Source organism: Streptococcus bouchesdurhonensis (assembly GCF_948472335.1).
Genome location: NZ_CAOKTW010000007.1, coordinates 111,712 through 138,264 on the forward strand (window position 1 = coordinate 111,712; position 26,553 = coordinate 138,264).

At 39.3% G+C, this 26,553-nt stretch carries 22 protein-coding genes and 7 pseudogenes; 19 read left to right on the top strand and 10 right to left on the bottom strand.

Features of this window, described 5'->3' with window-relative positions; genetic code table 11:
- The first annotated feature begins 128 nt into the window (after positions 1 to 128).
- The gene (locus tag QMQ21_RS12295) at positions 129 to 698 is read left to right on the top strand and encodes an MptD family putative ECF transporter S component (protein ID WP_000751257.1); all 570 of its coding nucleotides are present in this window, start codon (positions 129 to 131) and stop codon (positions 696 to 698) included.
- Between the two features lie 29 nt (positions 699 to 727).
- Here the strand turns inward: QMQ21_RS12295 and QMQ21_RS12300 are convergent.
- Positions 728 to 966: pseudogene (locus tag QMQ21_RS12300) on the bottom strand (ABC transporter permease); the annotation flags it as partial.
- Positions 967 to 969: 3 nt separating this feature from the next.
- Positions 970 to 2,226 carry an MFS transporter gene (locus tag QMQ21_RS12305; RefSeq protein ID WP_261814543.1) on the bottom strand — a complete coding sequence of 419 codons (1,257 nt, stop codon included), beginning with the start codon at positions 2,224 to 2,226 and terminating at the stop codon, positions 970 to 972.
- A 650-nt stretch (positions 2,227 to 2,876) separates the two neighbouring features.
- On the opposite strand from QMQ21_RS12305, the gene QMQ21_RS12310 reads away from it, so the two are divergent.
- The 14 genes and pseudogenes from QMQ21_RS12310 to QMQ21_RS12380 all read left to right on the top strand — a co-directional run bounded on the left by QMQ21_RS12310 (position 2,877) and on the right by QMQ21_RS12380 (position 16,865).
- Positions 2,877 to 3,191 (top strand): YdcP family protein, encoded by a 315-nt coding sequence (locus QMQ21_RS12310; protein ID WP_000420682.1) that lies wholly within the window; start codon positions 2,877 to 2,879, stop codon positions 3,189 to 3,191.
- Positions 3,192 to 3,206: 15 nt separating this feature from the next.
- Positions 3,207 to 3,593: a YdcP family protein gene (locus tag QMQ21_RS12315; protein ID WP_000985015.1), complete on the top strand. Its 387-nt coding sequence runs from the start codon at positions 3,207 to 3,209 to the stop codon at positions 3,591 to 3,593.
- 28 nt (positions 3,594 to 3,621) lie between these two features.
- Positions 3,622 to 5,008 (top strand): annotated as a pseudogene (locus tag QMQ21_RS12320) (FtsK/SpoIIIE domain-containing protein).
- Between the two features lie 176 nt (positions 5,009 to 5,184).
- Positions 5,185 to 6,390, top strand: a complete 1,206-nt coding sequence (gene mobT, locus QMQ21_RS12330; RefSeq protein ID WP_000398284.1) for a MobT family relaxase — start codon at positions 5,185 to 5,187, stop codon at positions 6,388 to 6,390.
- Positions 6,391 to 6,432: 42 nt separating this feature from the next.
- On the top strand, positions 6,433 to 6,654 hold the full coding sequence (locus tag QMQ21_RS12335; protein WP_001009056.1) for a hypothetical protein: 222 nt from the start codon (positions 6,433 to 6,435) through the stop codon (positions 6,652 to 6,654).
- A gap of 116 nt (positions 6,655 to 6,770) precedes the next feature.
- Positions 6,771 to 7,268 (top strand): antirestriction protein ArdA, encoded by a 498-nt coding sequence (locus QMQ21_RS12340; protein ID WP_000342539.1) that lies wholly within the window; start codon positions 6,771 to 6,773, stop codon positions 7,266 to 7,268.
- Between the two features lie 88 nt (positions 7,269 to 7,356).
- The gene (locus QMQ21_RS12345) at positions 7,357 to 7,677 is read left to right on the top strand and encodes a conjugal transfer protein (RefSeq protein ID WP_425604046.1); all 321 of its coding nucleotides are present in this window, start codon (positions 7,357 to 7,359) and stop codon (positions 7,675 to 7,677) included.
- 54 nt (positions 7,678 to 7,731) lie between these two features.
- A pseudogene (tcpF, locus tag QMQ21_RS12350) lies at positions 7,732 to 10,178 on the top strand (conjugal transfer ATPase TcpF).
- A gap of 2 nt (positions 10,179 to 10,180) precedes the next feature.
- A pseudogene (locus tag QMQ21_RS12355) lies at positions 10,181 to 12,359 on the top strand (CD3337/EF1877 family mobilome membrane protein).
- Positions 12,356 to 13,355: pseudogene (locus QMQ21_RS12360) on the top strand (bifunctional lytic transglycosylase/C40 family peptidase). Before QMQ21_RS12355 ends, QMQ21_RS12360 begins: the two co-directional pseudogenes overlap by 4 nt.
- Complete coding sequence (locus QMQ21_RS12365) at positions 13,352 to 14,287, top strand: conjugal transfer protein (protein WP_001224320.1); 936 nt, start codon at positions 13,352 to 13,354, stop codon at positions 14,285 to 14,287. Before QMQ21_RS12360 ends, QMQ21_RS12365 begins: the two are co-directional and overlap by 4 nt.
- Positions 14,288 to 14,599: 312 nt before the next feature.
- Positions 14,600 to 14,647: pseudogene (locus QMQ21_RS19500) on the top strand (hypothetical protein); the annotation flags it as partial.
- 15 nt (positions 14,648 to 14,662) lie between these two features.
- Positions 14,663 to 16,579: pseudogene (gene tet(M) / locus QMQ21_RS12375) on the top strand (tetracycline resistance ribosomal protection protein Tet(M)).
- 118 nt (positions 16,580 to 16,697) lie between these two features.
- On the top strand, positions 16,698 to 16,865 hold the full coding sequence (locus tag QMQ21_RS12380) for a cysteine-rich KTR domain-containing protein (protein ID WP_261814544.1): 168 nt from the start codon (positions 16,698 to 16,700) through the stop codon (positions 16,863 to 16,865).
- A 59-nt stretch (positions 16,866 to 16,924) separates the two neighbouring features.
- Here the strand turns inward: QMQ21_RS12380 and QMQ21_RS12385 are convergent, their stop codons facing one another.
- Complete coding sequence (locus QMQ21_RS12385; protein WP_001227347.1) at positions 16,925 to 17,278, bottom strand: helix-turn-helix transcriptional regulator; 354 nt, start codon at positions 17,276 to 17,278, stop codon at positions 16,925 to 16,927.
- 503 nt (positions 17,279 to 17,781) lie between these two features.
- Between QMQ21_RS12385 and QMQ21_RS12390 the strand changes: the two genes are divergently transcribed.
- The 4 genes from QMQ21_RS12390 to QMQ21_RS12410 all read left to right on the top strand — a co-directional run bounded on the left by QMQ21_RS12390 (position 17,782) and on the right by QMQ21_RS12410 (position 20,391).
- Positions 17,782 to 18,204: a sigma-70 family RNA polymerase sigma factor gene (locus tag QMQ21_RS12390; RefSeq protein WP_000804885.1), complete on the top strand. Its 423-nt coding sequence runs from the start codon at positions 17,782 to 17,784 to the stop codon at positions 18,202 to 18,204.
- Positions 18,201 to 18,431, top strand: coding sequence for a helix-turn-helix domain-containing protein (locus QMQ21_RS12395; RefSeq protein WP_000857133.1), 231 nt, complete (start codon positions 18,201 to 18,203; stop codon positions 18,429 to 18,431). The genes QMQ21_RS12390 and QMQ21_RS12395 overlap by 4 nt, the downstream gene beginning before the upstream one ends.
- Positions 18,432 to 18,888: 457 nt before the next feature.
- Positions 18,889 to 19,092 carry an excisionase gene (locus QMQ21_RS12405; RefSeq protein WP_000814511.1) on the top strand — a complete coding sequence of 68 codons (204 nt, stop codon included), beginning with the start codon at positions 18,889 to 18,891 and terminating at the stop codon, positions 19,090 to 19,092.
- 81 nt (positions 19,093 to 19,173) lie between these two features.
- Positions 19,174 to 20,391, top strand: coding sequence for a tyrosine-type recombinase/integrase (locus QMQ21_RS12410; RefSeq protein ID WP_001291561.1), 1,218 nt, complete (start codon positions 19,174 to 19,176; stop codon positions 20,389 to 20,391).
- Positions 20,392 to 20,552: 161 nt separating this feature from the next.
- Here the strand turns inward: QMQ21_RS12410 and QMQ21_RS12415 are convergent, their stop codons facing one another.
- From QMQ21_RS12415 to QMQ21_RS12445, 7 genes are all read right to left on the bottom strand, one after another.
- Positions 20,553 to 20,852: an Rgg family transcriptional regulator gene (locus QMQ21_RS12415; RefSeq protein WP_306291436.1), complete on the bottom strand. Its 300-nt coding sequence runs from the start codon at positions 20,850 to 20,852 to the stop codon at positions 20,553 to 20,555.
- Complete coding sequence (locus QMQ21_RS12420; protein WP_226373499.1) at positions 20,762 to 21,310, bottom strand: helix-turn-helix domain-containing protein; 549 nt, start codon at positions 21,308 to 21,310, stop codon at positions 20,762 to 20,764. The genes QMQ21_RS12415 and QMQ21_RS12420 overlap by 91 nt, the downstream gene beginning before the upstream one ends.
- Positions 21,311 to 21,440: 130 nt before the next feature.
- Positions 21,441 to 22,133, bottom strand: coding sequence for a methionine ABC transporter permease (locus QMQ21_RS12425; protein ID WP_261814545.1), 693 nt, complete (start codon positions 22,131 to 22,133; stop codon positions 21,441 to 21,443).
- 1 nt (position 22,134) lies between these two features.
- Positions 22,135 to 23,196 (bottom strand): methionine ABC transporter ATP-binding protein, encoded by a 1,062-nt coding sequence (locus QMQ21_RS12430; RefSeq protein ID WP_023935544.1) that lies wholly within the window; start codon positions 23,194 to 23,196, stop codon positions 22,135 to 22,137.
- The gene (locus QMQ21_RS12435; RefSeq protein ID WP_023935542.1) at positions 23,189 to 24,562 is read right to left on the bottom strand and encodes a M20 family metallopeptidase; all 1,374 of its coding nucleotides are present in this window, start codon (positions 24,560 to 24,562) and stop codon (positions 23,189 to 23,191) included. Before QMQ21_RS12435 ends, QMQ21_RS12430 begins: the two co-directional genes overlap by 8 nt.
- Before the next feature lie 96 nt (positions 24,563 to 24,658).
- Positions 24,659 to 25,513 carry a MetQ/NlpA family ABC transporter substrate-binding protein gene (locus tag QMQ21_RS12440; RefSeq protein WP_000694496.1) on the bottom strand — a complete coding sequence of 285 codons (855 nt, stop codon included), beginning with the start codon at positions 25,511 to 25,513 and terminating at the stop codon, positions 24,659 to 24,661.
- A gap of 152 nt (positions 25,514 to 25,665) precedes the next feature.
- Positions 25,666 to 26,496 carry an amino acid ABC transporter substrate-binding protein gene (locus QMQ21_RS12445; protein WP_023935540.1) on the bottom strand — a complete coding sequence of 277 codons (831 nt, stop codon included), beginning with the start codon at positions 26,494 to 26,496 and terminating at the stop codon, positions 25,666 to 25,668.
- Positions 26,497 to 26,553 lie beyond the last annotated feature (57 nt).

The window sequence follows — 26,553 nt, forward strand, 5'->3', positions numbered from 1 at the left end:
CTCCTAAAATTAACTATGAAACTATTATATCATATTTCAAGCGTTTTCAAAAACTTCTAGTATCCATTTACAATCCCACCAAACCATGGTAAAATGAGAATTGTGAAAAAATTATCAGGAGACAATTCATGAAAAAAACTATCTTAACTACACTGCTTTTTGCAGTTCTTTACTTCCTCTGCATGGGGATTGGTGTCCTTTTGGGCAATCCCCTTGACCAAACTGGGAATATGTTTTATGCGCCTGCCTTTACTGCCCTTGTCGGCGGTAGCGTCTATATGATCCTAGTCGCAAAAGTTCCGCGCTTTGGAGCCATTACCACTATCGGCCTTGTCATGGCCCTCTTTTTCTTGGGATCTAAACACGGTGCTGGTGCCTTCCTTCCTGGAATTATCTGTGGCCTCCTAGCAGATGGAATAGCTCATTTAGGAAAATACAAGGACCAAACAAAGAATTTCCTTTCTTTCATACTCTTTGCCTTTAGCACATCAGGACCAATTCTACTCATGTGGATTACGCCCAAAGCCTATATGGCAACCCTTCTAGCAAGAGGAAAATCGCAAGAATATATCGACCGTATCATGGTCGCGCCAAATCCTGGAACCATCCTTCTATTTGTTGCAAGTGTAGTCATCGGAGCCCTAGTGGGTGCCTTGATTGGACAAGTCTTGAGCAAAAAATTGGCACAGAAAATCTGATAAATAAAAAAGAGCCGCACGGCTCTTTTTTATTTATGGCTCAAGACTTAGTCAAGAAGTCTCCCAAGAATTGGATTGCAAAGATAATCAAAATGATAATGATTGTTGCCAAGATGGTCACATCGTGATTGTAGCGGTTAAATCCATACGCGATGGCTACGTTACCGATACCACCAGCACCAACCGCACCAGCCATAGCTGTTTCCCCAACAAGGGAAATCAAGGTCACAGTCGTCACACGAATCAAATCTGGAAGATCTTCTAGTAAGCCTTAGCTTCCTAGGTTAACATTTTTACCCGAAAAACTTCTTTTTTCTAGTGATAAAATCAGCCCTATCACACTCACTACCAAAAACACCCACCAACAAAGCCTGATATCTTGTAAAGCTAAGAAGGAAAATATAGACATCCCCAAGGGTAATGTTAGGGAAAAAATCATACTCAAGAGATTATTACTTCTAGCTAATACATCCGCGCTCAAGTTAGACAGTAACAGAGTATCTAATTTAGGCATTGATTTCGACATCAAATACATGACAAAGGCTAAGCAAACAACACCTACTAGAGGAGAAAAATCTAAAATATTAGCAGTAGCAAGTAATACAAACAGAATTGCATTGAGCGATAGCAAACTTGAAAACGACAATTTTCCAAAATAATCATGGGGAGTTAGGCTACCAAGAATAGCTCCTCCCAAGCTGACACATTCAATTAAAAATAGAGCTTGAGCATAGCTGAGATGATAGATAGTATGGTCTAATAAGTAAAAGTGATAAATACCTCCAACAGCTCCTCCCAAAGTATTCATTACTAAAATAACAAGAATAATTTTAAACAAAGATTTACTTTCTCTCTGTCTAAATATATTATCCATGTCCGCATAGATTACCTTAACTTGTTGAAGTAAACTAATCGACTTATCCTCTACACTTACAGACAAATACGTCAATTCTCTTCTATTTTTGAACAAAATAAGAGAAGATAGTAAAAAGAAGCCAGCATTCACAATTGCAACAAAAGAAAAATTTTGATTGCTGGTTGTGAGTAGCCACACTCCTAAGGCTTGACCTCCTAGATTTGATAAATAGGAGACAAACTGAGTAAAGGAATAAGCTTCATAGAGCTTATCTTCCGAAATATTATGCTGGATAATCGGCATACGAAGGCCTGCTGTATAATCCGATAAAATATCTGAACAGATATTAACCATACAGATAAAAGCAAACGTTACGAAGTTCTGATCATGAATCACACTAGCAATCAAAAGAAATAGGAGACTTTGCACACAACCAACCCAGATAATTGTCCCTGCTTTATTCCGAGTATGATCAGCTTTAATCCCAACATAAAAAGTAAATAGGAAAGGTAAAATCGTAATCATATTCGCCATAAATACAGCTATATTTTTAAAGGGTAGACTCGCAGCATAAACGATAAATACCAGATTATAAATATAAGCTCCACTTGAGCTTAAAAACCTTGATAAGGTCAGTATTCTAAATAAATGATGTCTTAAGAATAGTTTCATAACAAGCCTTTCTCACATTTCAAAGAGTATTCTATTGAAACCAGTCTAACAAAAAAAGCGGGACTCCCCACTTTTTTGTAATATATTTTTTCTGAAAATAGAAACTCTAGCGCCTAGAAATTGCTAATTATCACTCCATCTACAAGCCTATTTATTTTTCATCAGTCGATGTAACGAGAATATATTACAAATCTTTATTTGAAAGCTGATTTGCAAAATAGTTTTCATAGTATCTTGCACCATCTATATACTCTAAATCTTGTAAGATTGTAATGCCTCTCTGGATTTTTTTCAAGACCCTTATTTTTTCAAAGAAAAATAGCATAAAAATCTAGTTATCCGCATAAAAACTGGACTTATCACACTTTATCAAGGTCAAAACCACTCAATTTACTACTAATTTACTACTTATGAATGAGCTTTGATACGACGATTTATCCTTGAAAAGTGAAGATATAAAGATACTTCCAATAAAATTTGAATATTTAATAGGTAGACACTTCAAAAAATGAGGTGTCTATTTTTTTACCCGATTTTGAAAGGAAGTGAACTTATGAAAACAAAAAATCAAGAATCAAAAGGTCGTTCCCCACTCTTTAAGACCATCAAACATTCATTCAGCCAATAAAAAAGAAAGGATAGGTAAAAATATGGAACTTAAATTTGTGATTCCCAACATGGAAAAAACATTCGGCAATTTAGAATTTGCTGGCGAGGATAAAGTCGTTCAGCGAAGAATCAACGGACGGCTAACTGTCTTATCAAGAAGCTATAATCTCTATTCTGATGTTCAAAGAGCAGATGATATTGTGGTGGTGCTTCCTGCTGAAGCTGGCGAAAAACATTTCGGCTTTGAGGAACGTGTGAAGTTAGTCAATCCACGTATTACCGCAGAGGGCTACAAAATCGGCACTCGTGGTTTTACAAATTACCTTTTACATGCTGACGACATGATAAAAGAATAAAGAAAGAGAGGAAAAATGATGAGATTAGCAAATGGCATTGTATTAGATAAAGACACGACTTTTGGAGAATTGAAATTCTCTGCTCTACGTCGTGAAGTGAGAATCCAAAATGAAGACGGGTCGGTTTCAGATGAAATCAAGGAACGTACCTATGACTTAAAATCCAAAGGACAAGGACGCATGATTCAAGTAAGTATTCCTGCCAGCGTGCCTTTGAAAGAGTTTGATTATAACGCACGGGTGGAACTTATCAATCCCATTGCGGACACCGTTGCTACTGCCACCTATCAAGGAGCAGATGTTGACTGGTATATCAAGGCAGACGATATTGTGCTGACAAAGGATTCTAGTTCATTCAAAGCTCAACCACAAGCAAAGAAAGAACCGACACAAGACAAATAGTCGCTAGGTAGAAAGGAGACTTTTTCGCATGAAACAGCGTGGTAAAAGGATTCGCCCATCTGGTAAAGATTTAGTCTTTCATTTTACGATAGCGTCACTCCTGCCTGTTTTCCTGCTGGTTGTCGGACTGTTTCATGTGAAGACAATCCAGCAGATCAACTGGCAGGATTTTAACCTATCACAAGCAGATAAGATTGACATTCCCTATTTAATTATCAGTTTCAGTGTCGCAATTCTTATCTGCTTGCTGGTAGCGTTTGTATTCAAACGGGTTCGCTATGATACGGTTAAACAACTTTACCACCGTCAAAAACTGGCAAAGATGATACTTGAAAACAAGTGGTATGAATCTGAACAGGTCAAAACAGAGGGTTCTCTTTAAAGATAGTGCTGGTCGTACAAAGGAAAAGATAACCTACTTCCCTAAAATGTATTATCGACTTAAAAATGGCTTGATACAGATACGGGTGGAAATCACGCTGGGAAAATATCAAGACCAACTCTTACACTTGGAAAAGAAATTAGAGAGTGGCTTGTACTGTGAGCTGACGGATAAAGAGTTAAAGGATTCCTATGTGGAATATACTTTGCTCTATGACACCATAGCCAGTCGTATTTCTATTGATGAAGTAGAAGCTAAAGATGGTAAACTTCGCTTAATGAAAAACGTATGGTGGGAATATGATAAGCTCCCTCATATGTTGATTGCTGGTGGTACAGGTGGCGGTAAAACTTACTTTATACTGACACTGATTGAAGCCTTGCTTCATACAGATTCAAAACTGTATATTCTTGACCCGAAAAATGCTGACCTTGCGGACTTAGGTTCTGTGATGGCAAATGTCTACTATAGAAAAGAAGACTTGCTTTCTTGCATTGAAACATTCTATGAAGAAATGATGAAACGTAGTGAGGAAATGAAGCAGATGAAGAACTATAAGACTGGCAAAAATTATGCTTACTTAGGTCTCTAAGCACACTTCTTAATCTTTGATGAATACGTCGCTTTCATGGAAATGCTGGGAACAAAAGAAAACACCGCAGTTATGAATAAGCTGAAACAGATTGTCATGTTAGGTCGTCAAGCTGGCTTCTTTCTAATACTGGCTTGTCAACGTCCAGACGCAAAATATTTAGGCGACGGAATCCGTGATCAGTTTAATTTCAGAGTGGCTTTAGGTCGTATGTCTGAAATGGGCTATGGCATGATGTTTGGCAGTGACGTACAAAAGGATTTCTTCTTAAAGCGAATCAAAGGTCGTGGCTATGTTGATGTAGGAACAAGTGTCATATCAGAGTTTTATACTCCCCTTGTACCAAAAGGATATGATTTCTTGGAGGAAATTAAAAAGTTATCCAACAGCAGACAGTCCACGCAGGCGACGTGCGAAGCGGAAGTCGCAGGTGTGGACTGATCTTGCTGGCTGGTGTGGCAATAGCCACGCCAGCACTTAACCCCCCGTATCTAACAGGGGGTACAAATCGACAGGAAACAGTCAAAAAAACATTAGAAAATCCTTTGGTTACAAGGGATTTACAAAATTTCAGCGTATGTCAAATGGGCTTTAAAAGTTGACATACGCCTTTTTGATTGGAGGGATTTTTACTGAATGAACAAACTTGGTTACAGCATTTAAAAGAAAAACGCTTGGCTTATGGACTATCTCAAAACCGTTTAGCTGTTGCGACTGGTATTACAAGGCAGTATCTAAGCGATATTGAAACAGGAAAAGTCAAGCCATCAGAGGATTTACAGCAGTCCCTTTGGGAAGCTCTGGAACGCTTCAATCCCGACGCTCCCCTTGAAATGCTGTTTGATTATGTAAGGATTCGCTTTCCGACAACAGACGTACAGCAGGTGGTCGAAAACATCTTACAACTGAAACTGTCCTATTTTCTTCATGAGGACTATGGTTTCTATTCTTATTCAGAGCATTATGCTTTAGGCGACATATTCGTCCTTTGCTCCCATGAACTGGACAAAGGAGTTCTGGTGGAATTGAAAGGTCGTGGGTGCAGACAATTTGAAAGCTATCTTCTGGCACAACAAAGAAGCTGGTATGAGTTCTTTATGGACGTTTTGGTGGCTGGCGGTGTGATGAAACGCCTTGACCTTGCCATTAACGATAAGACAGGGATTTTGAATATCCCTGTACTCACTGAAAAGTGCCAACAGGAAGAATGTATCTCCGTCTTCCGCAGTTTTAAAAGCTATCGCAGTGGCGAACTGGTACGCAAAGAGGAAAAGGAATGTATGGGAAACACCCTCTATATCGGTTCATTACAAAGTGAAGTTTATTTCTGTATCTATGAAAAGGACTACGAGCAGTACAAGAAAAATGATATTCCCATTGAAGACGCAGAAGTAAAAAACCGTTTTGAGATTCGATTGAAAAATGAGCGTGCCTATTATGCAGTCCGTGATTTACTCGTCTATGACAATCCAGAGCATACCGCCTTTAAAATTATCAATCGGTATATCCGTTTTGTAGATAAAGACGATTCCAAACCTCGTTCTGATTGGAAACTGAATGAAGAATGGGCTTGGTTTATTGGGAACAATCGTGAACGATTAAAACTAACCACAAAACCAGAGCCTTACTCCTTCCAAAGGACGCTGAACTGGCTATCTCATCAAGTTGCCCCGACCTTAAAGGTTGCGATTAAACTTGATGAAATCAACCAGACGCAGGTTGTAAAAGACATTCTCGACCATGCGAAACTGACAGACCGACACAAGCAGATTTTGAAGCAACAGTCAGTAAAAGAACAGGACGTGATAACAACAAAAAAATAACTCAAATACAAATTCATTGAATATAGAGAGGAGAACATTTTTATGAATTTTGGACAAAACCTTTATAACTGGTTTCTATCAAACGCTCAATCACTGGTGCTTTTAGCAATCGTTGTGATTGGCTTGTATCTTGGCTTCAAGCGTGAGTTTAGCAAACTGATTGGCTTTTTAATTATTGCGATTATTGCGGTTGGCTTAGTCTTCAACGCTGCTGGAGTAAAAGACATTTTACTAGAGCTATTCAATCGCATTATTGGTGCTTAAATAAAACCGTTCTTTTGTGGAATATAAGTGGTTTTCTTATGTTCCGCAAAGGAATGGTACACCAAACGAAGTGCGGTAGGGATTTTTGAATCTCTACAAAGAAAGGACGTGAATATATGGACGATATGCAAGTCTATATTGCGAATTTAGGCAAATACAATGAGGGCGAATTGGTCGGTGCGTGGTTTACCTTTCCCATTGACTTTGAGGAAGTCAAAGAGAAAATCGGCTTGAATGATGAATATGAGGAATACGCCATTCATGACTACGAGTTACCCTTTACGGTTGACGAATACACTTCCATTGGCGAACTCAATCGACTATGGGAAATGGTATCGGAATTACCCGAAGAATTACAATCGGAGCTATCTGCTCTGCTCACTCATTTTTCAAGCATTGAAGAACTAAGCGAACATCAAGAGGATATTATCATTCATTCCGATTGTGATGATATGTATGACGTGGCACGCTACTACATTGAAGAAACGGGTGCTTTAGGCGAAGTACCAGCTAGTCTTCAAAACTATATTGATTATCAAGCCTATGGTCGGGATTTAGACCTTTCAGGAACGTTTATCTCAACCAATCATGGGATTTTTGAAATCGTCTATTAAATCTGTCGGTACATTACTACTGGCAGATTTTCTATTTTACGGGGTGGCTCAATCAGCTACCCCTATTTTTTATGAAAGGATTGATTACATGAAGAAAATACGAAGCTATACCAGTATCTGGTCTGTGGAAAAGGTACTGTATTCTATCAATGATTTTAGACTTCCGTTTCCCATAACCTTTACGCAAATGACATGGTTTGTCGTGTCACTCTTTGCAGTGATGATACTTGGCAACTTGCCCCCTCTTTCCATGATAGAGGGAGCATTTCTCAAATACTTTGGGATTCCTGTGGCTTTCACATGGTTTATGTCTACAAAAACTTTTGATGGTAAAAAGCCTTATGGATTTTTGAAGTCTGTCATTGCTTATGCACTGCGACCAAAGCTGACCTATGCAGGAAAAAAGTAACGCTTGGCAGAAACCAGCCACAAGAAGCCATTACAGCAGTTAGGAGTGAATTTTATGGCATATCCAATTAAATACATTGAAAACAATCTCGTCTGGAATAAAGACGGGGAATGTTATGCTTACTATGAGCTTGTTCCTTACAATTACTCATTTCTAAGTCCAGAACAGAAAATACAAGTGCATGATTCTTTCAGACAGCTTATCGCACAAAATCGTGATGGCAAAATTCATGCTTTACAAATCAGTACAGAATCCAGCATACGTTCTGCACAAGAGCGTTCCAAAAATGAAGTCACTGGCAAGCTCAAAGCGGTTGCCTATGACAAAATCGACCAACAGACAGACGCTTTAATATCCATGATTGGCGAAAATCAAGTGAACTACCGTTTCTTTATCGGCTTTAAGTTGCTTCTCAACGATCAGGAGTTTTCTATGAAAAGTCTTACCGTTGAAGCAAAAAATGCTTTGTCTGATTTTGTCTATGATGTGAACCATAAGCTGATGGGCGATTTTGTTAGTATGAGTAATGATGAAATCCTGCGTTTTCAGAAGATGGAAAAGCTCTTAGAAAATAAAATCTCTCGTCGTTTCAAAATCCGCAGGTTAGATAAGGACGACTTCGGCTATCTGATTGAACACCTTTACGGACAGACAGGCACTGCCTATGAAGAGTATGAGTACCATCTATCAAAGAAAAAGCTGGATAATGAAACGCTGATTAAATACTATGACTTGATTAAGCCTACTCGCTGTTTGGTGGAAGAAAAACAGCGATATTTGAAAATCCAGCAGGAAGATGAAACCGTCTATGTAGCTTACTTTACCATTAACAGCATTGTCGGAGAACTGGACTTCCCGTCCTCTGAAATCTTCTACTACCAGCAACAGCAATTTACATTCCCGATTGATACGTCAATGAATGTGGAAATTGTAGCGAATCGTAAAGCCCTATCTACTGTCCGCAATAAAAAGAAAGAACTGAAAGACTTGGATAACCACGCTTGGCAAAGTGATAATGAAACCAGCTCCAATGTGGCGGAAGCTCTGGAAAGTGTGAATGAGCTGGAAACCAATTTAGACCAAAGCAAGGAATCTATGTACAAGCTGTCTTATGTGGTAAGGGTATCAGCAAATGATCTTGACGAACTCAAACGTCGTTGTAATGAAGTGAAAGATTTTTATGACGATTTAAGCGTAAAACTGGTACGACCATTTGGGGATATGCTCGGCTTACATGAAGAATTTTTACCTGCCAGCAAGCGTTATATGAATGATTATATTCAATACGTGACCTCTGATTTCCTCGCTGGTTTAGGTTTTGGTGCTACTCAAATGCTGGGGAAAATGAGGGGATTTATGTTGGCTACAGCTTAGATACTGGACGCAATGTCTATCTGAAACCTGCTCTTGCCAGTCAAGGGGTTAAGGGTTCAGTAACCAATGCGTTAGCGTCGGCTTTTGTTGGTTCGCTGGGTGGTGGTAAATCCTTTGCGAATAACCTTATCGTCTATTATGCGGTGCTTTATGGGGCACAAGCAGTGATTGTAGACCCAAAAGCAGAACGTGGCAGATGGAAAGAAACCTTGCCAGAGATTTCCCATGAAATCAATATCGTCACTCTGACTTCTGATGAGAAAAACAAAGGCTTACTTGACCCTTATGTGATTATGAAAAATCCCAAAGATTCTGAATCACTGGCTATTGATATTCTGACATTCCTTACGGGGATTTCCTCTCGTGATGGGGAACGCTTCCCAATCCTTAGAAAAGCCATTCGTGCAGTAACCAATAGTGAAGTACGAGGGTTGATGAAAGTGATTGAGGAATTACGGGTTGAGAATACGCCACTAAGTACCAGTATAGCCGACCATATCGAAAGTTTTACAGACTATGACTTTGCACATTTATTATTCAGTAATGGTTATGTGGAGCAGTCTATCAGCTTAGAAAAACAACTGAACATTATACAGGTTGCGGACTTGGTACTTCCCGACAAGGAAACTTCCTTTGAGGAATATACCACTATGGAGCTTTTATCCGTTGCTATGCTGATTGTCATTAGTACCTTTGCTTTAGACTTTATCCATACAGACCGAAGCATTTTCAAGATTGTAGATTTAGACGAAGCATGGAGCTTTTTACAGGTAGCACAAGGAAAAACACTATCTATGAAGCTGGTTCGGGCTGGTCGTGCTATGAACGCTGGGGTATATTTCGTGACCCAAAATACAGACGACCTCTTAGATGAAAAACTGAAAAATAACCTCGGCTTAAAATTTGCATTTCGTTCCACTGACCTTAACGAGATTAAAAAGACCTTAGCCTTTTTTGGTGTAGACCCAGAGGACGAAAACAATCAGAAGCGATTGCGTGATTTGGAAAACGGGCAATGCCTTATCAGTGATTTATATGGTCGTGTCGGTGTGATACAGTTCCACCCTGTATTTGAAGAACTGCTCCATGCCTTTGATACCAGACCACCTGTGCGAAAAGAGGTGTAAATGTGAAACCATCAATAGTAAACAGAATAAAATCAAACTGGACGCTGAAACGTCTAGGTAAAGTGGCAATGACAGTGGCTTTCACACTTGTGATTGCCATTTTTCTTTTAGCCATGCTGGGAACGGTGGTTCAAGCTGCGGGCTTGGTAGATGATACGGTCAATGTGGCAAATGAATACAGCCGATACCCACTTGAAAACTATCAACTGGATTTTTATGTGGATAATAGCTGGGGCTGGCTTCCGTGGAACTGGTCGGACGGGATTGGAAAACAGGTCATGTATGGACTATATGCCATTACCAATTTTATTTGGACAATCAGTTTGTATGTTTCCAATGCGACAGGTTACTTAGTACAGGAAGCCTATTCCTTAGACTTCATTTCCGCTACAGCAGATTCCATTGGTAAGAATATGCAGACCTTAGCTGGTGTGAGTGCAAACGGATTTTCAACAGAGGGTTTCTATGTTGGATTCCTCTTACTCTTGATTTTGGTTCTTGGGGTTTATGTTGCCTATACGGGACTGATAAAGAGAGAAACCACAAAGGCAATTCATGCCATTATGAATTTTGTGCTGGTGTTTATCCTATCGGCTTCCTTTATTGCCTACGCTCCCGACTACATTAAAAAAATCAATGACTTTTCATCAGACATCAGTAATGCCAGTTTATCACTTTTGGCACGAAGATTGTCATGCCCCATTCCGATAGTCAAGGCAAGGACAGCGTGGACTTAATCAGAGATAGCCTGTTTTCCATACAGGTTCAGCAACCGTGGCTACTGCTTCAATACAACAGTTCAGACATTGAAAGTATCGGTATTGACCGTGTGGAAAGCCTGCTCTCCACCAGCCCAGATTCCAACAATGGCGAAGACAGAGAAAAAATTGTTGCGGAAGAAATTGAAGACAGAAGCAATACCAATCTAACCATTACAAAGACCATTAACCGTTTAGGTACAGTCTTCTTCCTATTTGTCTTCAATATTGGGATTTCCATATTTGTATTCCTATTAACAGGAATCATGATTTTCTCGCAGGTACTTTTTATCATCTATGCTATGTTTCTGCCTGTGAGCTTTATTTTAAGCATGATTCCATCATTTGATGGTATGTCAAAACGAGCCATAACAAAGCTCTTTAATACCATTTTGACACGAGCTGGAATCACATTGATTATTACGACAGCATTTAGTATTTCAACCATGCTCTATACCTTATCGGCTGGTTATCCGTTCTTTTTGATTGCTTTTCTACAGATTGTGACCTTTGCAGGAATCTACTTCAAGCTGGGCGATTTAATGAGTATGTTTTCTCTACAAGTAACGATTCTCAAAGTGTGGGAAGTCGTGTGATGAGAAAACCTCGTATGCTTATGCACGCTCACATGCACCGTCTACAGCGGAAACTTGGACGTTCCATGACTACTCTAGGGGCTGGGTCTGCCATTGTTACAGGTAAAAAAGGACAGTCGGGTTCGGGGAGTTCTGCAAGGACACAAGCAGATCACTCCCGACCAGACGGAAAGGAAAAATCAACACTTGGAAAACGTATCGGTCAAACCATCGGTACAGTAGCTGATACCAAAGACAGAATGGTAGACACTGCTAGTGGTTTGAAAGAACAGGTTAAAGATTTGCCGACCAATGCAAGATATGCAGTATATCAAGGAAAATCCAAAGTAAAAGAGAATGTCCGTGATTTAACCAGTAGTATTTCTCAAACCAAAGCGGACAGAGCCAGTGGACGCAAGGAACAGCAGGAACAAAGGCGAAAAACCATTGCGAAGCGTCGCTCTGAAATGGAACAGGTCAAACAGAAAAAACAGCCTGCTTCTTCTGTTCATGAAAGACCGACTACAAGACAAGAACAATATCATGATGAACAGACCTCAAAACAGTCTAATATTCAGACTTCATATAAGGAATCTCAACAAGCCAAACAAGAGCGTCCAGCAGTTAAGTCCGATTTTTCAAGTCCAAAAGTGGAACGCCAAGGCAATACCGTTCAAGAAAAAACCGTTCAAAAGCCAGCAACTTCAACCACTACAGCAGATAGAACTTCACAACGTCCAATCACAAAAGAACGTCCGTCTACTGTTCAAAGAGTACCACTACAAAATACAAGAAGTAGACCACCAATCAAAACCGCCACCATTAAGAAAGTCGGTAAGAAACCATGAAGTTGAAAACTTTAGTGATTGGTGGTTCTGGATTATTCTTGATGGTCTTCTCACTGCTTCTGTTTGTTGCCATTTTATTTTCAGATGAACAGGACAGCGGAATTTCCAATATTCATTATGGAGGTGTGAATGTTTCCGCAGAAGTGCTGGCTCATAAGCCTATGGTAGAAAAATATGCCAAAGAATATGGCGTTGAAGAATATGTCAACATACTTCTTGCGATTATACAGGTGGAATCGGGCGGTACTGCGGAAGATGTTATGCAGTCCTCGGAATCCCTCGGTCTTCCACCTAATTCATTGAGTACAGAAGAATCCATTAAGCAAGGTGTGAAGTATTTCAGTGAATTATTAGCCAGTAGCGAAAGGCTCAGTGTAGATTTAGAATCGGTTATCCAGTCCTACAATTATGGTGGTGGTTTCTTAGGGTATGTGGCTAATCGTGGAAATAAATATACCTTTGAACTGGCTCAAAGTTTCTCAAAAGAGTATTCAGGTGGCGAAAAAGTGTCTTACCCCAATCCCATAGCCATACCTATCAATGGGGGCTGGCGATACAACTATGGCAATATGTTTTATGTGCAACTGGTAACGCAGTATCTTGTCACAACAGAGTTTGATGATGATACGGTACAAGCCATCATGGACGAAGCACTGAAATATGAGGGCTGGCGATACGTTTACGGTGGAGCTTCCCCGACTACTTTTTGATTGTAGCGGACTGACACAATGGACGTATGGAAAAGCTGGAATTAACTTACCACGAACCGCACAACAGCAATATGATGTGACCCAGCATATCCCACTATCGGAAGCACAAGCTGGCGATTTGGTTTTCTTTCATTCTACCTATAACGCTGGCTCTTATATTACTCATGTTGGGATATACCTTGGCAATAACCGTATGTTTCATGCAGGCGACCCAATCGGTTATGCCGACTTAACAAGCCCCTACTGGCAACAGCATTTAGTGGGAGCAGGACGAATCAAACAATGAGAAAGGAAGATTTAATGATGAAATTTAGAAAAAATCAGAATAAAGAAAAACAGATACCAAAGGAAAAGAAACCTCGTGTCTACTATAAGGTCAATCCTCATAAAAAGGTTGTGATTGCCTTGTGGGTACTTTTAGGGCTTAGTTTCAGCTTTGCGATATTCAAGCACTTTACAGCTATAGATACTCATACTATTCACGAAACAACTATCATAGAAAAGGAATACGTTGATACTCATCATGTAGAAAATTTTGTAGAGAACTTTGCGAAAGTCTACTATTCATGGGAGCAATCCGATAAGTCCATTGATAATCGAATGGAAAGTCTAAAAGGCTATCTGACAGATGAACTTCAAGCTCTCAATGTTGATACAGTACGCAAAGATATTCCTGTATCGTCTTCTGTAAGAGGATTTCAGATATGGACGGTAGAGCCAACTGGCGACAATGAGTTTAATGTAACCTACAGTGTAGACCAGCTCATTACAGAGGGAGAAAATACAAAGACCGTCCACTCTGCTTATATAGTGAGTGTCTATGTAGATGGTTCTGGAAATATGGTACTGGTTAAGAATCCGACCATTACCAACATACCTAAGAAATCAAGTTATAAACCAAAAGCCATTGAAAGTGAGGGGACGGTTGATTCCATTACAACCAATGAAATCAATGAGTTTTTAACGACGTTCTTCAAGCTCTATCCTACAGCGACAGCCAGTGAACTTTCCTACTATGTGAATGACGGGATATTAAAACCAATCGGAAAAGAGTACATCTTTCAAGAACTGGTAAATCCTATTCACAATCGTAAGGATAATCAAGTCACGGTATCGCTGACAGTGGAGTATATCGACCAGCAGACCAAAGCAACGCAGGTATCTCAATTTGATTTGGTACTTGAAAAGAACGGGAGTAATTGGAAGATTATAGAATAACAAATATTGGTACATTATTACAGCTATTTTGTAATCACGTACTCTCTTTGATAAAAAATTGGAGATTCCTTTACAAATATGCTCTTACGTGCTATAATTTAAGTATCTATTTAAAAGGAGTTAATAAATATGCGGCAAGGTATTCTTAAATAAACTGTCAATTTGATAGTGGGAACAAATAATTGGATGTCCTTTTTTAGGAGGGCTTAGTTTTTTGTACCCAGTTTAAGAATACCTTTATCATGTGATTCTAAAGTATCGGAGAATATCTGTATGCTTTGTATACCTATGGTTATGCATAAAAATCCCAGTGATAAAAGTATTTATCACTGGGATTTTTATGCCCTTTTGGGTTTTTGAATGGAGGAAAATCACATGAAAATTATTAATATTGGAGTTTTAGCTCATGTTGATGCAGGAAAAACTACCTTAACAGAAAGCTTATTATATAACAGTGGAGCGATTACAGAATTAGGAAGCGTGGACAAAGGTACAACGAGGACGGATAATACGCTTTTAGAACGTCAGAGAGGAATTACAATTCAGACAGGAATAACCTCTTTTCAGTGGGAAAATACGAAGGTGAACATCATAGACACGCCAGGACATATGGATTTCTTAGCAGAAGTATATCGTTCATTATCAGTATTAGATGGGGCAATTCTACTGATTTCTGCAAAAGATGGCGTACAAGCACAAACTCGTATATTATTTCATGCACTTAGGAAAATGGGGATTCCCACAATCTTTTTTATCAATAAGATTGACCAAAATGGAATTGATTTATCAACGGTTTATCAGGATATTAAAGAGAAACTTTCTGCCGAAATTGTAATCAAACAGAAGGTAGAACTGTATCCTAATATGTGTGTGACGAACTTTACCGAATCTGAACAATGGGATACGGTAATAGAGGGAAACGATGACCTTTTAGAGAAATATATGTCCTAGTAAATCATTAGAAGCATTGGAACTCGAACAAGAGGAAAGCATAAGATTTCATAATTGTTCCCTGTTCCCTGTTTATCACGGAAGTGCAAAAAACAATATAGGGATTGATAACCTTATAGAAGTGATTACGAATAAATTTTATTCATCAACACATCGAGGTCCGTCTGAACTTTGCGGAAATGTTTTCAAAATTGAGTATTCGGAAAAAAGACAGCGTCTTGCATATATACGTCTTTATAGTGGCGTACTGCATTTGCGAGATTCGGTTAGAATATCGGAAAAGGAAAAAATAAAAATTACAGAAATGTATACTTCAATAAATGGTGAATTATGTAAAATCGATAAGGCTTATTGGGGAAATTGTTATTTTGCAGAATGAGTTTTTGAAGTTAAATAGTGTTCTTGGAGATACAAAGCTATTGCCACAGAGAGAGAGAATTGAAAATCCCCTCCCTCTGCTGCAAACGACTGTTGAACCGAGCAAACCTCAACAAAGGGAAATGTTACTTGATGCACTTTTAGAAATCTCCGACAGTGACCCGCTTCTGCGATATTATGTGGATTCTGCGACACATGAAATCATACTTTCTTTCTTAGGGAAAGTACAAATGGAAGTGACTTGTGCTCTGCTGCAAGAAAAGTATCATGTGGAGATAGAAATAAAAGAGCCTACAGTCATTTATATGGAAAGACCGTTAAAAAAAGCAGAGTATACCATTCACATCGAAGTTCCACCGAATCCTTTCTGGGCTTCCATTGGTCTATCTGTAGCACAGCTTCCATTAGGGAGCGGAGTACAGTATGAGAGCTCGGTTTCTCTTGGATACTTAAATCAATCGTTTCAAAATGCAGTTATGGAGGGGATACGCTATGGCTGTGAACAAGGATTGTATGGTTGGAATGTGACGGACTGTAAAATCTGTTTTAAGTATGGCTTATACTATAGCCCTGTTAGTACCCCAGCAGATTTTCGGATGCTTGCTCCTATTGTATTGGAACAAGTCTTAAAAAAAGCTGGAACAGAATTGTTAGAGCCATATCTTAGTTTTAAAATTTATGCGCCACAGGAATATCTTTCACGAGCATACAACGATGCTCCTAAATATTGTGCGAACATCGTAGACACTCAATTGAAAAATAATGAGGTCATTCTTAGTGGAGAAATCCCTGCTCGGTGTATTCAAGAATATCGTAGTGATTTAACTTTCTTTACAAATGGACGTAGTGTTTGTTTAACAGAGTTAAAAGGGTACCATGTTACTACGTGAACCTGTTTGCCAGCCCCGTCGTCCAAATAGTCGGATAGATAAAGTACGATATATGTTCAATAAAATAACTTAGTGTATTTTATGTTGTTATATAAATATGGTTTCTTGTTAAATAAGATGAAATATTTTTTAATAAAGATTTGAATTAAAGTGTAAAGGAGGAGATAGTTATTATAAACTACAAGTGGATATTGTGTCCTGTATGTGGAAATAAAACACGATTAAAGATAAGGGAAGATACTGAATTAAAAAAATTCCCCCTCTATCGTCCGAAATGCAGACAAGAAAATTTAATTGAAATAAAGCAGTTCAAAGTAACTGTGATTACAGAGCCAGACGCAAAGACGCAGAGCCGATAAAATGAGATTAATACAATCTCATTTTATCGGCTCTTTCCGTTATGTATGGATTCTTTTAATTAGTCTTCGATGTTTCTTGCTTCGTTGATACCGCTGGCTAAAGATTCCATTAAGGATAGTTCTTTGTCTGTAAAGCTATCCATGTATTTCTCTATCTGTAATCGTCGGGTGCTTTTTACCAAGTTATTAGCAGGTAAGAAAAATTCATCAACGGAAACATGAAGTAACGATACAAGGTCATAAAGAACTTGTATGCTGGGGTGTTGCCCTTTATTTTCAATATTAGTTAAGTACCGTGGGTCAATTTCAATCAATGCTCCCACTTGTTCACGAGTTAAACCTCGTTTCAATCGAGCTTCTTTAATGGCTAAACCAAAGGCTCTAAAATCATATTTATCTTCTTTTTTACGCATAGTAGACCACCTCTATACATTTTATTGTCCCTACTGAATTAAAAACAGGTATAGAAAAACGTGTTATATGGTTTATAGGTTTATATTTAATAAAAAGCACTACTAAACGCCAATAAAAAAACCGTTATATGGTAGTGCTATTTACGCTGTTAAAATATTGTATATTACTTCCAAATGGCGGTTTGTTGGAGGTCAACGTCGCCATGAAGTACATCATATACAATAAATTTCCTTACATTGGGTTCTTGTCAAAAAAAGTCGTCTATCTGCAATAGATAAGTACGTCCACCAATGTGGTTTTATAAATCATATAGATAGAATAACAGAAGCATGTAAACAGAGAAATAAATCTGTTTATATGCTTTTTTGGCTATTCAGAACTTTTTTACAAAGTTTATTTATCAGTAATGCAACAAATCCCCCTTTCACATTGGGACTAAGAGTGAAAGGAGATAAACGAGCAAGGCTCACTTCCTTTCCTAGACAGAAAGGGGGTGAGAAACATGAAACCATCTTCTTTTCAGACCACAATAGAAAATCAGTTTGACTATATCTGTAAACGTGCTATGGAAGACGAGCGAAAGAATTATATGCTTTATCTTTCAAGGATTGCAAAGCGTGAGGTGTCCTTTTCGGATGTTGGCGATTATCTTGTTAGCCAGTTTGCGACAACAGATAACTATTCAACTGACTTTCAGATTTTTACACTCAATGGGTTATCAGTAGGCGTTGAAAATGATTTGTTGAGTGAAGCATTACGTGAGTTGCCAGACAAGAAACGTGAAATTCTACTGCTGTTTTACTTTATGGACATGAGCGATTCAGAAATTGCAGACCTGTTGAAATTGAACCGTTCTACTGTCTATCGGCATAGAACCAGTGGACTAGCCTTAATTAAAAAGTTTATGGAGGAATTTGAAGAATGAAAACACAATATCCTATGATTCCCTTTCCTCTCATTGTAAAGGCAACAGATGGCGATACCGAAGCGATTAACCAGATTCTACATCATTACAGAGGGTACATAACGAAGCGTTCCCTACGACTTATGAAAGATGAATATGGCAATCAAAGTATGGTCGTTGATGAAGTCTTACGTGGAAGAATGGAAACCAGACTGATTACAAAGATTTTGTCATTTGAAATTAAGTAATATCCTCTCTCCTTTCGTGGAAGCGTGCTAAACCATTCCACGCTTCCCGAACAGGGAGGTTTGTTATTCCACCAAAGCATGAGCTTTCAATGTGTTTTGATAGGCTAACGAGCCATTGTTCTTTGAAAACTGAATAAAAGTAATCGAATACGTTTCGATAAGAAAAGAGCCAACGGAACTAACCGCCATGACCTATCTTATAAAGATAGCGAGCGATTCATGTTAGTGATCCGAGAAGCAATCTTTAGCAGGATTGCCTGCAACGACATTCTTATCGTGATAATGATACTCCCATACAGTCAATAGTCCGAGCGTGATAAAACCGTCGCAGGCAATGAGTATGGCTACATGAGAACCATGCAGGGGTGGAACTCCCGTGAGCTTTGCTAAAGCTGTTCGATTGCTGGTAAAACAACTTTTATGAAATCCAAATAAGTGATTTGGAAAGGAGGATTTTATGAAGCAGACTGACATTCCTATTTGGGAACGTTATACCCTAACCATTGAAGAAGCGTCAAAATATTTTCGTATTGGCGAAAACAAGCTACGACGCTTGGCAGAGGAAAATAAAAATGCAAATTGGCTGATTATGAATGGCAATCGTATTCAGATTAAACGAAAACAATTTGAAAAAATTATAGATACATTGGACGCAATCTAGCGTCGCCAAAGGGTCTTGTATATGATAAAATAGTATTAAGTCGTATCAAGGCTCTTTCCATAAAGGAAAGGAGCAAATGCCATGTCAGAAAAAAGACGTGACAATAAAGGTCGAATCTTAAAGACTGGAGAGAGCCAACGAAAAGACGGAAGATACTTATACAAATATATAGATTCATTTGGAGAACCGCAATTTGTTTACTCGTGGAAACTTGTGGCTACAGACCGAGTACCAGCAGGAAAGCGTGATTGTATCTCACTTAGAGAGAAAATCGCAGAGTTACAGAAAGACATTCATGATGGTATTGATGTTGTAGGAAAGAAAATGACACTCTGCCAGCTTTACGCAAAACAGAACGCTCAAAGACCAAAGGTTAGAAAAAACACTGAAACTGGACGCAAATATCTTATGGATATTTTGAAGAAAGACAAGTTAGGTGTAAGAAGTATTGACAGTATTAAGCCATCAGACGCTAAAGAATGGGCTATTAGAATGAGTGAAAATGGTTATGCTTATCAAACCATCAATAACTACAAACGTTCTTTAAAGGCTTCATTCTATATTGCTATACAAGATGATTGTGTTCGGAAGAATCCATTTGACTTTCAACTGAAAGCAGTTCTTGATGATGATACTGTCCCTAAGACCGTACTAACAGAAGAACAGGAAGAAAAACTGTTAGCCTTTGCAAAAGCTGATAAAACCTACAGCAAAAATTATGATGAAATTCTGATACTCTTAAAAACAGGTCTTCGTATTTCAGAGTTTGGTGGTTTGACACTTCCAGATTTAGATTTTGAGAATCGTCTTGTCAATATAGACCATCAGCTATTGAGAGATACTGAAATTGGGTACTACATTGAAACACCAAAGACCAAAAGTGGCGAACGTCAAGTTCCTATGGTTGAAGAAGCCTATCAAGCATTTAAGCGAGTGTTAGCGAATCGAAAGAATGATAAGCGTGTTGAGATTGATGGATATAGTGATTTCCTCTTTCTTAATAGAAAGAACTATCCAAAAGTGGCAAGTGATTACAACGGCATGATGAAAGGTCTTGTTAAGAAATACAATAAGTATAACGAGGATAAATTGCCACACATCACTCCACATAGTTTGCGACATACATTCTGTACCAACTATGCAAATGCAGGAATGAATCCAAAGGCATTACAGTACATTATGGGACATGCTAATATAGCCATGACGCTGAACTATTACGCACATGCAACATTCGATTCTGCAATGGCAGAAATGAAACGCTTGAATAAAGAGAAGCAACAGGAGCGTCTTGTTGCTTAGTAGTACAAATGAATTTACTACTTATTTACCACTTCTGACAGCTAAGACATGAGGAAATATGCAAAGAAACGTGAAGTATCTTCCTACAGTAAAAATACTCGAAAGCACATAGAATAAGGCTTTACGAGCATTTAAGAAAATATAAAAAGATAATTAGAAATTTATACTTTGTTTACATTAAAAATAGTATCATAATACCCTTTAGCAATCATATAAATGATTTTAAGATAAGCTTGAGATTCTGGTAGATCTCGTTTTTCAATCTGAAAAACAAAATAGTCTGCTTTTAATTTATCCTTTTCCTCTATCGCTTTAAAAAGTCCATTAATTAAAATGGTATCAATACCGACTTTGTTACTAGGTAAAGAGCCTAATAAATCCGTCTTTTGCAACATCTCCCTAGAATATTTAAAATAGAGGGGCAGAGGAAACAAAGTAGAAATCGTTGAAAATAGTTCCAATTCATAATTTCCCCAGATATCAATAGTAAAAAATAGTCATAGAGAAAAGTCAGTTCTTCATCCGTTGCCCTTATTTCTGAATCAAAAAACACAAGAAGGCTTTTGATACGAATCATTTGTAAAAGATAGCTTTTTTCACCACTTGATCTATACTTTTGAATCGTCTCTTCATACAAGGCGTGGAGAGAATCAATCCCTTCTCTATCATATAGTTCCCAGAGATTTTCTTGAAAAGCCAAAGCCTTTTTCTGAGAAAAACCACGTACCAAGTACATAAATTCATTCAAATCAGAGTGGATGTTATCTAAGGCAGTAATCAATTTCATAGATGATAAGTCTGCTTCTCCACGCTCAAATTTGCTCAGCATGGAATAAGTAAACTCTCCTCCCGTCGCCTCCTGTAGAGATACATTCCGACTCTTTCTCAATTCTTTAAAAACTTCTCCCAGATTTTGCATATTGACTCCCCACAATGCTTAACTCTCTAACTCATAAAAGTGATGATTGATAGCAACCAGTACAGAAAATTTCAAGTCTTGACGATAACGACAACTCCTATGAATGATGTACAGATTGCCTAGCCCTTTTTTATTTATGGCTCAATTTCTTGGTCAAGAAGTCTCCCAAGAATTGGATTGTAAAGATAATCAAGATGATAATGATGGTTGCCAAGATGGTCACATCGTGATTGTAGCGATTAAATCCATAAGCGATGGCTACGTTACCGATACCACCAGCTCCAACCGCACCCGCCATAGCTGTTTCCCCAACAAGGGAAATCAAGGTCACAGTCGTCACACGGATCAAATCTGGAAGACCTTCTGATAGGTAAACACCCACGATGTCCCAGAAAGTCGCTCCGCTCGCTTGAGCCGCCTCAATGACACCACCATCCAATTCAGCCAAGACAACCTGCACTTGACGGGCAAAGAAGGCAAAGACCGCAAAAGATAGGGGTACGATAGCTGCATTTGGACCAATGCTTGTTCCTACGATTAGATGAGAGAAGGGTGACAAGACTGCCAAGAGAATGATGAAAGGAACCGCACGGAAAATAGAGGTAATCTTATCTAAAATCCAGAAGACGACCTTATTTTCCAAGACACCACCTGGCGCTGTCAAGACAAGGAAAAGACCTGCCACCAGTCCCAAGAGCCCTCCGATGATAAAGGAAAGAACTGTCATATAAAGGGTTAGGTAGATGGCTGTTCCCCAGCCTGCTTGACCAGCCCAGCCCATCTTATAGACATTTGGTAAGTATGCTTTAATCAATTCTGACATCTTACTGTCCTCCCTTCAATACTTTTAGTTGCACACCAGCCTGACGGATGGCCTCTTGAGCGCTTGCCAAGGCTTCTTTTTCCCCTGACAAGACAACCACAAGCTCACCAACAGGAGTACCATCGAGAATTTCAATATTTCCGTAAAGGATATTGGCCGTTACTTGGTAGTGCTTGTACAATTCATTCAAAAGCGGCTCGTCTGTTGAAGCCCCTGCGTACTTGAGTTGAACCAAGATACTGTTTTCAGATAAATGTTCCACGATTTCTTGCTTCTCAATCTTGACCATAGCTTCATCAATACCTGTCGCTGTTGAGATAAAATCTTGAGTCAAAGGTTGTTTAGGGTCTGAGAAGATTTCAAGGACACTACCCTCTTCAATCAAATGTCCGTCCTGCATAACTGCTACACGGTTGGCAATGTCTTTGACAATCTGCATTTCATGCGTAATCAAGACAACTGTCAAGCCTAATTTCTGGTTCAAATCTTGCAACAAGGCCAAAATCTGCTTGGTTGTCTTAGGGTCAAGGGCAGAAGTTGACTCGTCTGAAATCAAGATTTTTGGATCATTTGCCAAGGCACGCGCAATGGCTACACGCTGTTTTTGCCCACCAGATAGTTGTGAAGGGTAGTTTTCAGCACGGTCTGCCAAACCAACCAAGTCCAACAACTTAGCTACTTTAGCCTTCTTGTCTTCCTTGCTGAGTCCAGAGTGTTTAAGGGCAAAGGCTACATTCTCCTCTGCTGTCTTTTGGCTCATCAGGTTAAAGTGCTGGAAAATCATCCCGATATCCTGACGTTTACGACGCAACTGCTCGGCCGTCAAGGTGACCTTACCATCAAAAATCACATCGTCGTCAATGGTAATTTTCCCTGCAGATGGTTTTTGTAAGAGATTAATCACCCGTACAAGGGTTGATTTCCCTGCTCCAGAATATCCAACGATTCCGTAGATATCCCCTTCTTGGATGTGAATGGTCACATCCTTGACCGCTGTGATAGTTCTCCTCTTTTGGTGAAAAGTCACATCGATCTGATCTAACTTGATAATATCTCTACTCATAGCTTCTAATCAGCTCCTCTACTAATTCAATATGGGTGTAGTAATCGGCGATTCGCACGTTCTCATCTCCACCGTGGTCTCGGCTATTGGCATTTCCTAGACCGAAGGCCACCATTGGCACCTCTAGGGCATCAAAGACCGTATGCATAGGCCCTGTCCCTGCTGTCGTCGGCAAGACTGAAACGCCCTGTGGATAGAATTTCTTGGCCAACTCAATCACATTGAGAATGGCTGGTGCGCTCATATCGCTTCGATAGCTCATCTCTCCCAAGGTATAGTATAATTCTACCCTATCAAAGCCATTTTTGTCTAGCTGTTTCCGAATTTTTTCCAGAACATCATGCGGTTCTAAGCCCGGAACCAGACGAACCTCTAGCTTGGCACTGGCTTCTGCAGGCAAAATCGTTTTAACTCCTTGTCCTTGATAACCTGACTGAATCCCTTCGATATTAAGGGCTGGTTCAAAAAAGAAACGTTTTAGAAAGGCCATCCGCTCCTCCTGTAAGAGAGGCAACTCCAATCCATAAATCCGACTAACTTCCTCTGGGTTTCGTTGACCATAAGTTTCTAGCAAGGACATTTCTCGTTCATTTGGCTCTTGTACTTCTTCGTACAAACCTTCAACCAAGATACGGCCATCCGCAGCACGAAGAGACTGTAAGGCTTGGAGGAGATACCAAGGAGCTGATTCCACAACCCCACCATAACTAGAATGGATATCGACATCCGCACTTTTTACCTTGGCATCAAAGGTCACAATCCCCTTATTTCCACCAGAAATTTCCAGCTGTTCCAAGGCATTTTTGGTTCCTTGTTCCCAGACCAATAAATCCGCCCCACGGAGTTTATCCGCATGTTTTTCCAGATACTTATCTAGGTCTGTCGAGGCCGATTCCTCCGCTCCCTCCATGATAAAACTGATGTTGACAGGCAGGTCATCGTGGTGCTGCATGTATTTTCTCAAAGCACTCAAACGAGCTGTGATATGACCCTTGTCGTCATCAACTCCACGCCCATACATAAAGCCATTGCGGACCGAAAGCGTAAAGGGATCCTCTGTCCAGACCTGATCCCCGTCCGCTGGTACAGTGTCATAGTGGTTATAGAAAATCAGGGTCTTGGCATCTGGACGCGAACTCTTGAAATGCGCCATGACAAAAGGCGCCGTGTAAGTCTCATCAATCTCCACTTCAGCCCCCACACGCTTGAAAATCTCACCCAGATAGTTGGCAACTTCTTTGAGACCCACTTGCTGGGCAAAGACTGATTTCTTAGAAATCAAGGTACGCAAAACCTCAAAATAATGCTGGGCTACATGATCTTTTTCAAATTTTTCAATTTGTTCTTGTTCGCTAGGAAAAACCATATTCTCTCTACCTTTCTATGAACTACTCTTCCTGACAATTCATGCTCTATACAAAAGCAAGAGGTGGAATTCTCTCTCCCACCTCCCTGTTTCTTATTACCAAACTGGTTGATCCAAACCGTCTGATGTTTCTTCGATAACTTTTTTCACCTCATCTGTGTGGTAAGCTGCGATCACTTTCTTGATAGCATCAGCCTTAGGTGATGTTTCCCAATCTTTTTTCGCAACGATGATGTTGTACCATTGTTTTGAGTTTTCATCAGCTTGTTCTTTGAAGAGTGCTTTCTTGTAGTCCAATTTTGCTTCTGTAACGAAGGTATTGTTTACAACGGCAGCGTCAACTGATGACAATGAACGAGCTGTTTGGCTAGCATCCAATTCAGTGATTTTCAAGTTCTTTGGATTTTCTTTGATGTTAGCAACTGTTGCAAGAGCAGTTCCTGAAACGTCCAATTTAATCAAGCCAGCTGATTGAAGCAAGTAAAGCGCACGACTTTCGTTTGTAGCGTCGTTCGGTACAGCGATTTCTCCGTTTGCTGGGATGTCTTCTACTTTAGTGTACTTGTTGTCACTTCCATTCAAACCTGAGTAAAGGCGGATTGGAGAGATGTATGTATCTGCAATCGCTACAAGGTCTTTTCCGTTTTCTTTGTTCCAGTTGTTCAAGAAGTTATAGTGTTGGAAAGCGTTCAAGTCTACTTCGCCGTCAGCAGTTGCCTTGTTTGGTTGTGAGTAGTCTGTGAACTCTGTAAATTCCAAAGTGATGCCGTCTTTTTTAACCAATTCTTGGACCTTATCCCAACGCGCTTCTTCAGAACCGCTACGGTTGACAGTTGCAATTTTGATAGTTGTTGCATTGTCTGCTTTCTTTTCTGAGTTTCCGCAAGCTGCAAGAGCCAAACCTGCGACTGTAGCAAGGGCTGCTAGGCCAAGCCATTTTTTAATTTTCATGATTCTTTCTCCTTAAAAATAATACCGTACTAGTATCTCACAATTTGTTTGATTTCACAAATTGTTATTAGATAGCCAGATATATAGTTTAAAACTATACCCCTAAAAACTGAGAAATCACCCCCTTACTCAGAATGGATGATTTCAAATAATTATTTAATATCAGCTTCTGCTGGTAGGTAAGTGTCCCCGAAGAATTGTTTTGACAATTTTTCAAGAGTTCCGTCTTTGTAGAGTTCTTGGATACGTTTGTCTACAAATGTTTTCAACTCATCTTGACCTTTAGCAAGAAGTGGGTAAACATAAGGTTGTTGGTCGCTTGGAAGTTCGATAACTTTCAAGTTGTCCAAACCTTGGTCCTTGATGACTGTTTCAACACCGATTTTATCAAAAATCTTGTAGTCAAACTGGCCATCGCTCAAGCGTCCCATGATTTGTTGGAAGTCTGCTTTAGTATACTTTAGGACAGTTGGATTATCTGAATGTTGTTTGTTGTAGTCTTCTAGCTGTTTAGCAGAAGTTGTCCCTTGAACAACTTCTGTTGATTTTCCACCGATATCATCAAGCGATTTGATGCTAGGGTCATCTTTTTTCACTACAAGAACGTTAGGGTTTTTAGCAGTTGGAGCTGCATAAAGGTATTTTTCAGCACGTTCTTTAGTGTAGCTGATGTTGGCAACAGCCATATTGTAACGGTCGGCATCAAGTCCTGCAAAGACTCCTGACCACTCTGTCTTCTCAAACTTGACATCATACTTGTCAGAGTCTTTAAAGATAGCGCGAACCACTTCAATTTCGTAACCAGTCAATTCGCCATTTTCTTCATAGTTGAATGGTTTTGGTGTAGCATTAGTTGCAACGATAATTTCTTTCTTGCTAGCTGCTTCTCCTTCTTTCTTAGCACCACCTGAGCAAGCTGCTAAAACACCTGCAGCAACAAGCCCTAAAGCAGCAAGAGATGAGTATTTAACGATTTTTTTCATGTCATTTCCTCCAAAATAGAATACCTTATAATCTTAACAGAAAAAGACCATTTACGC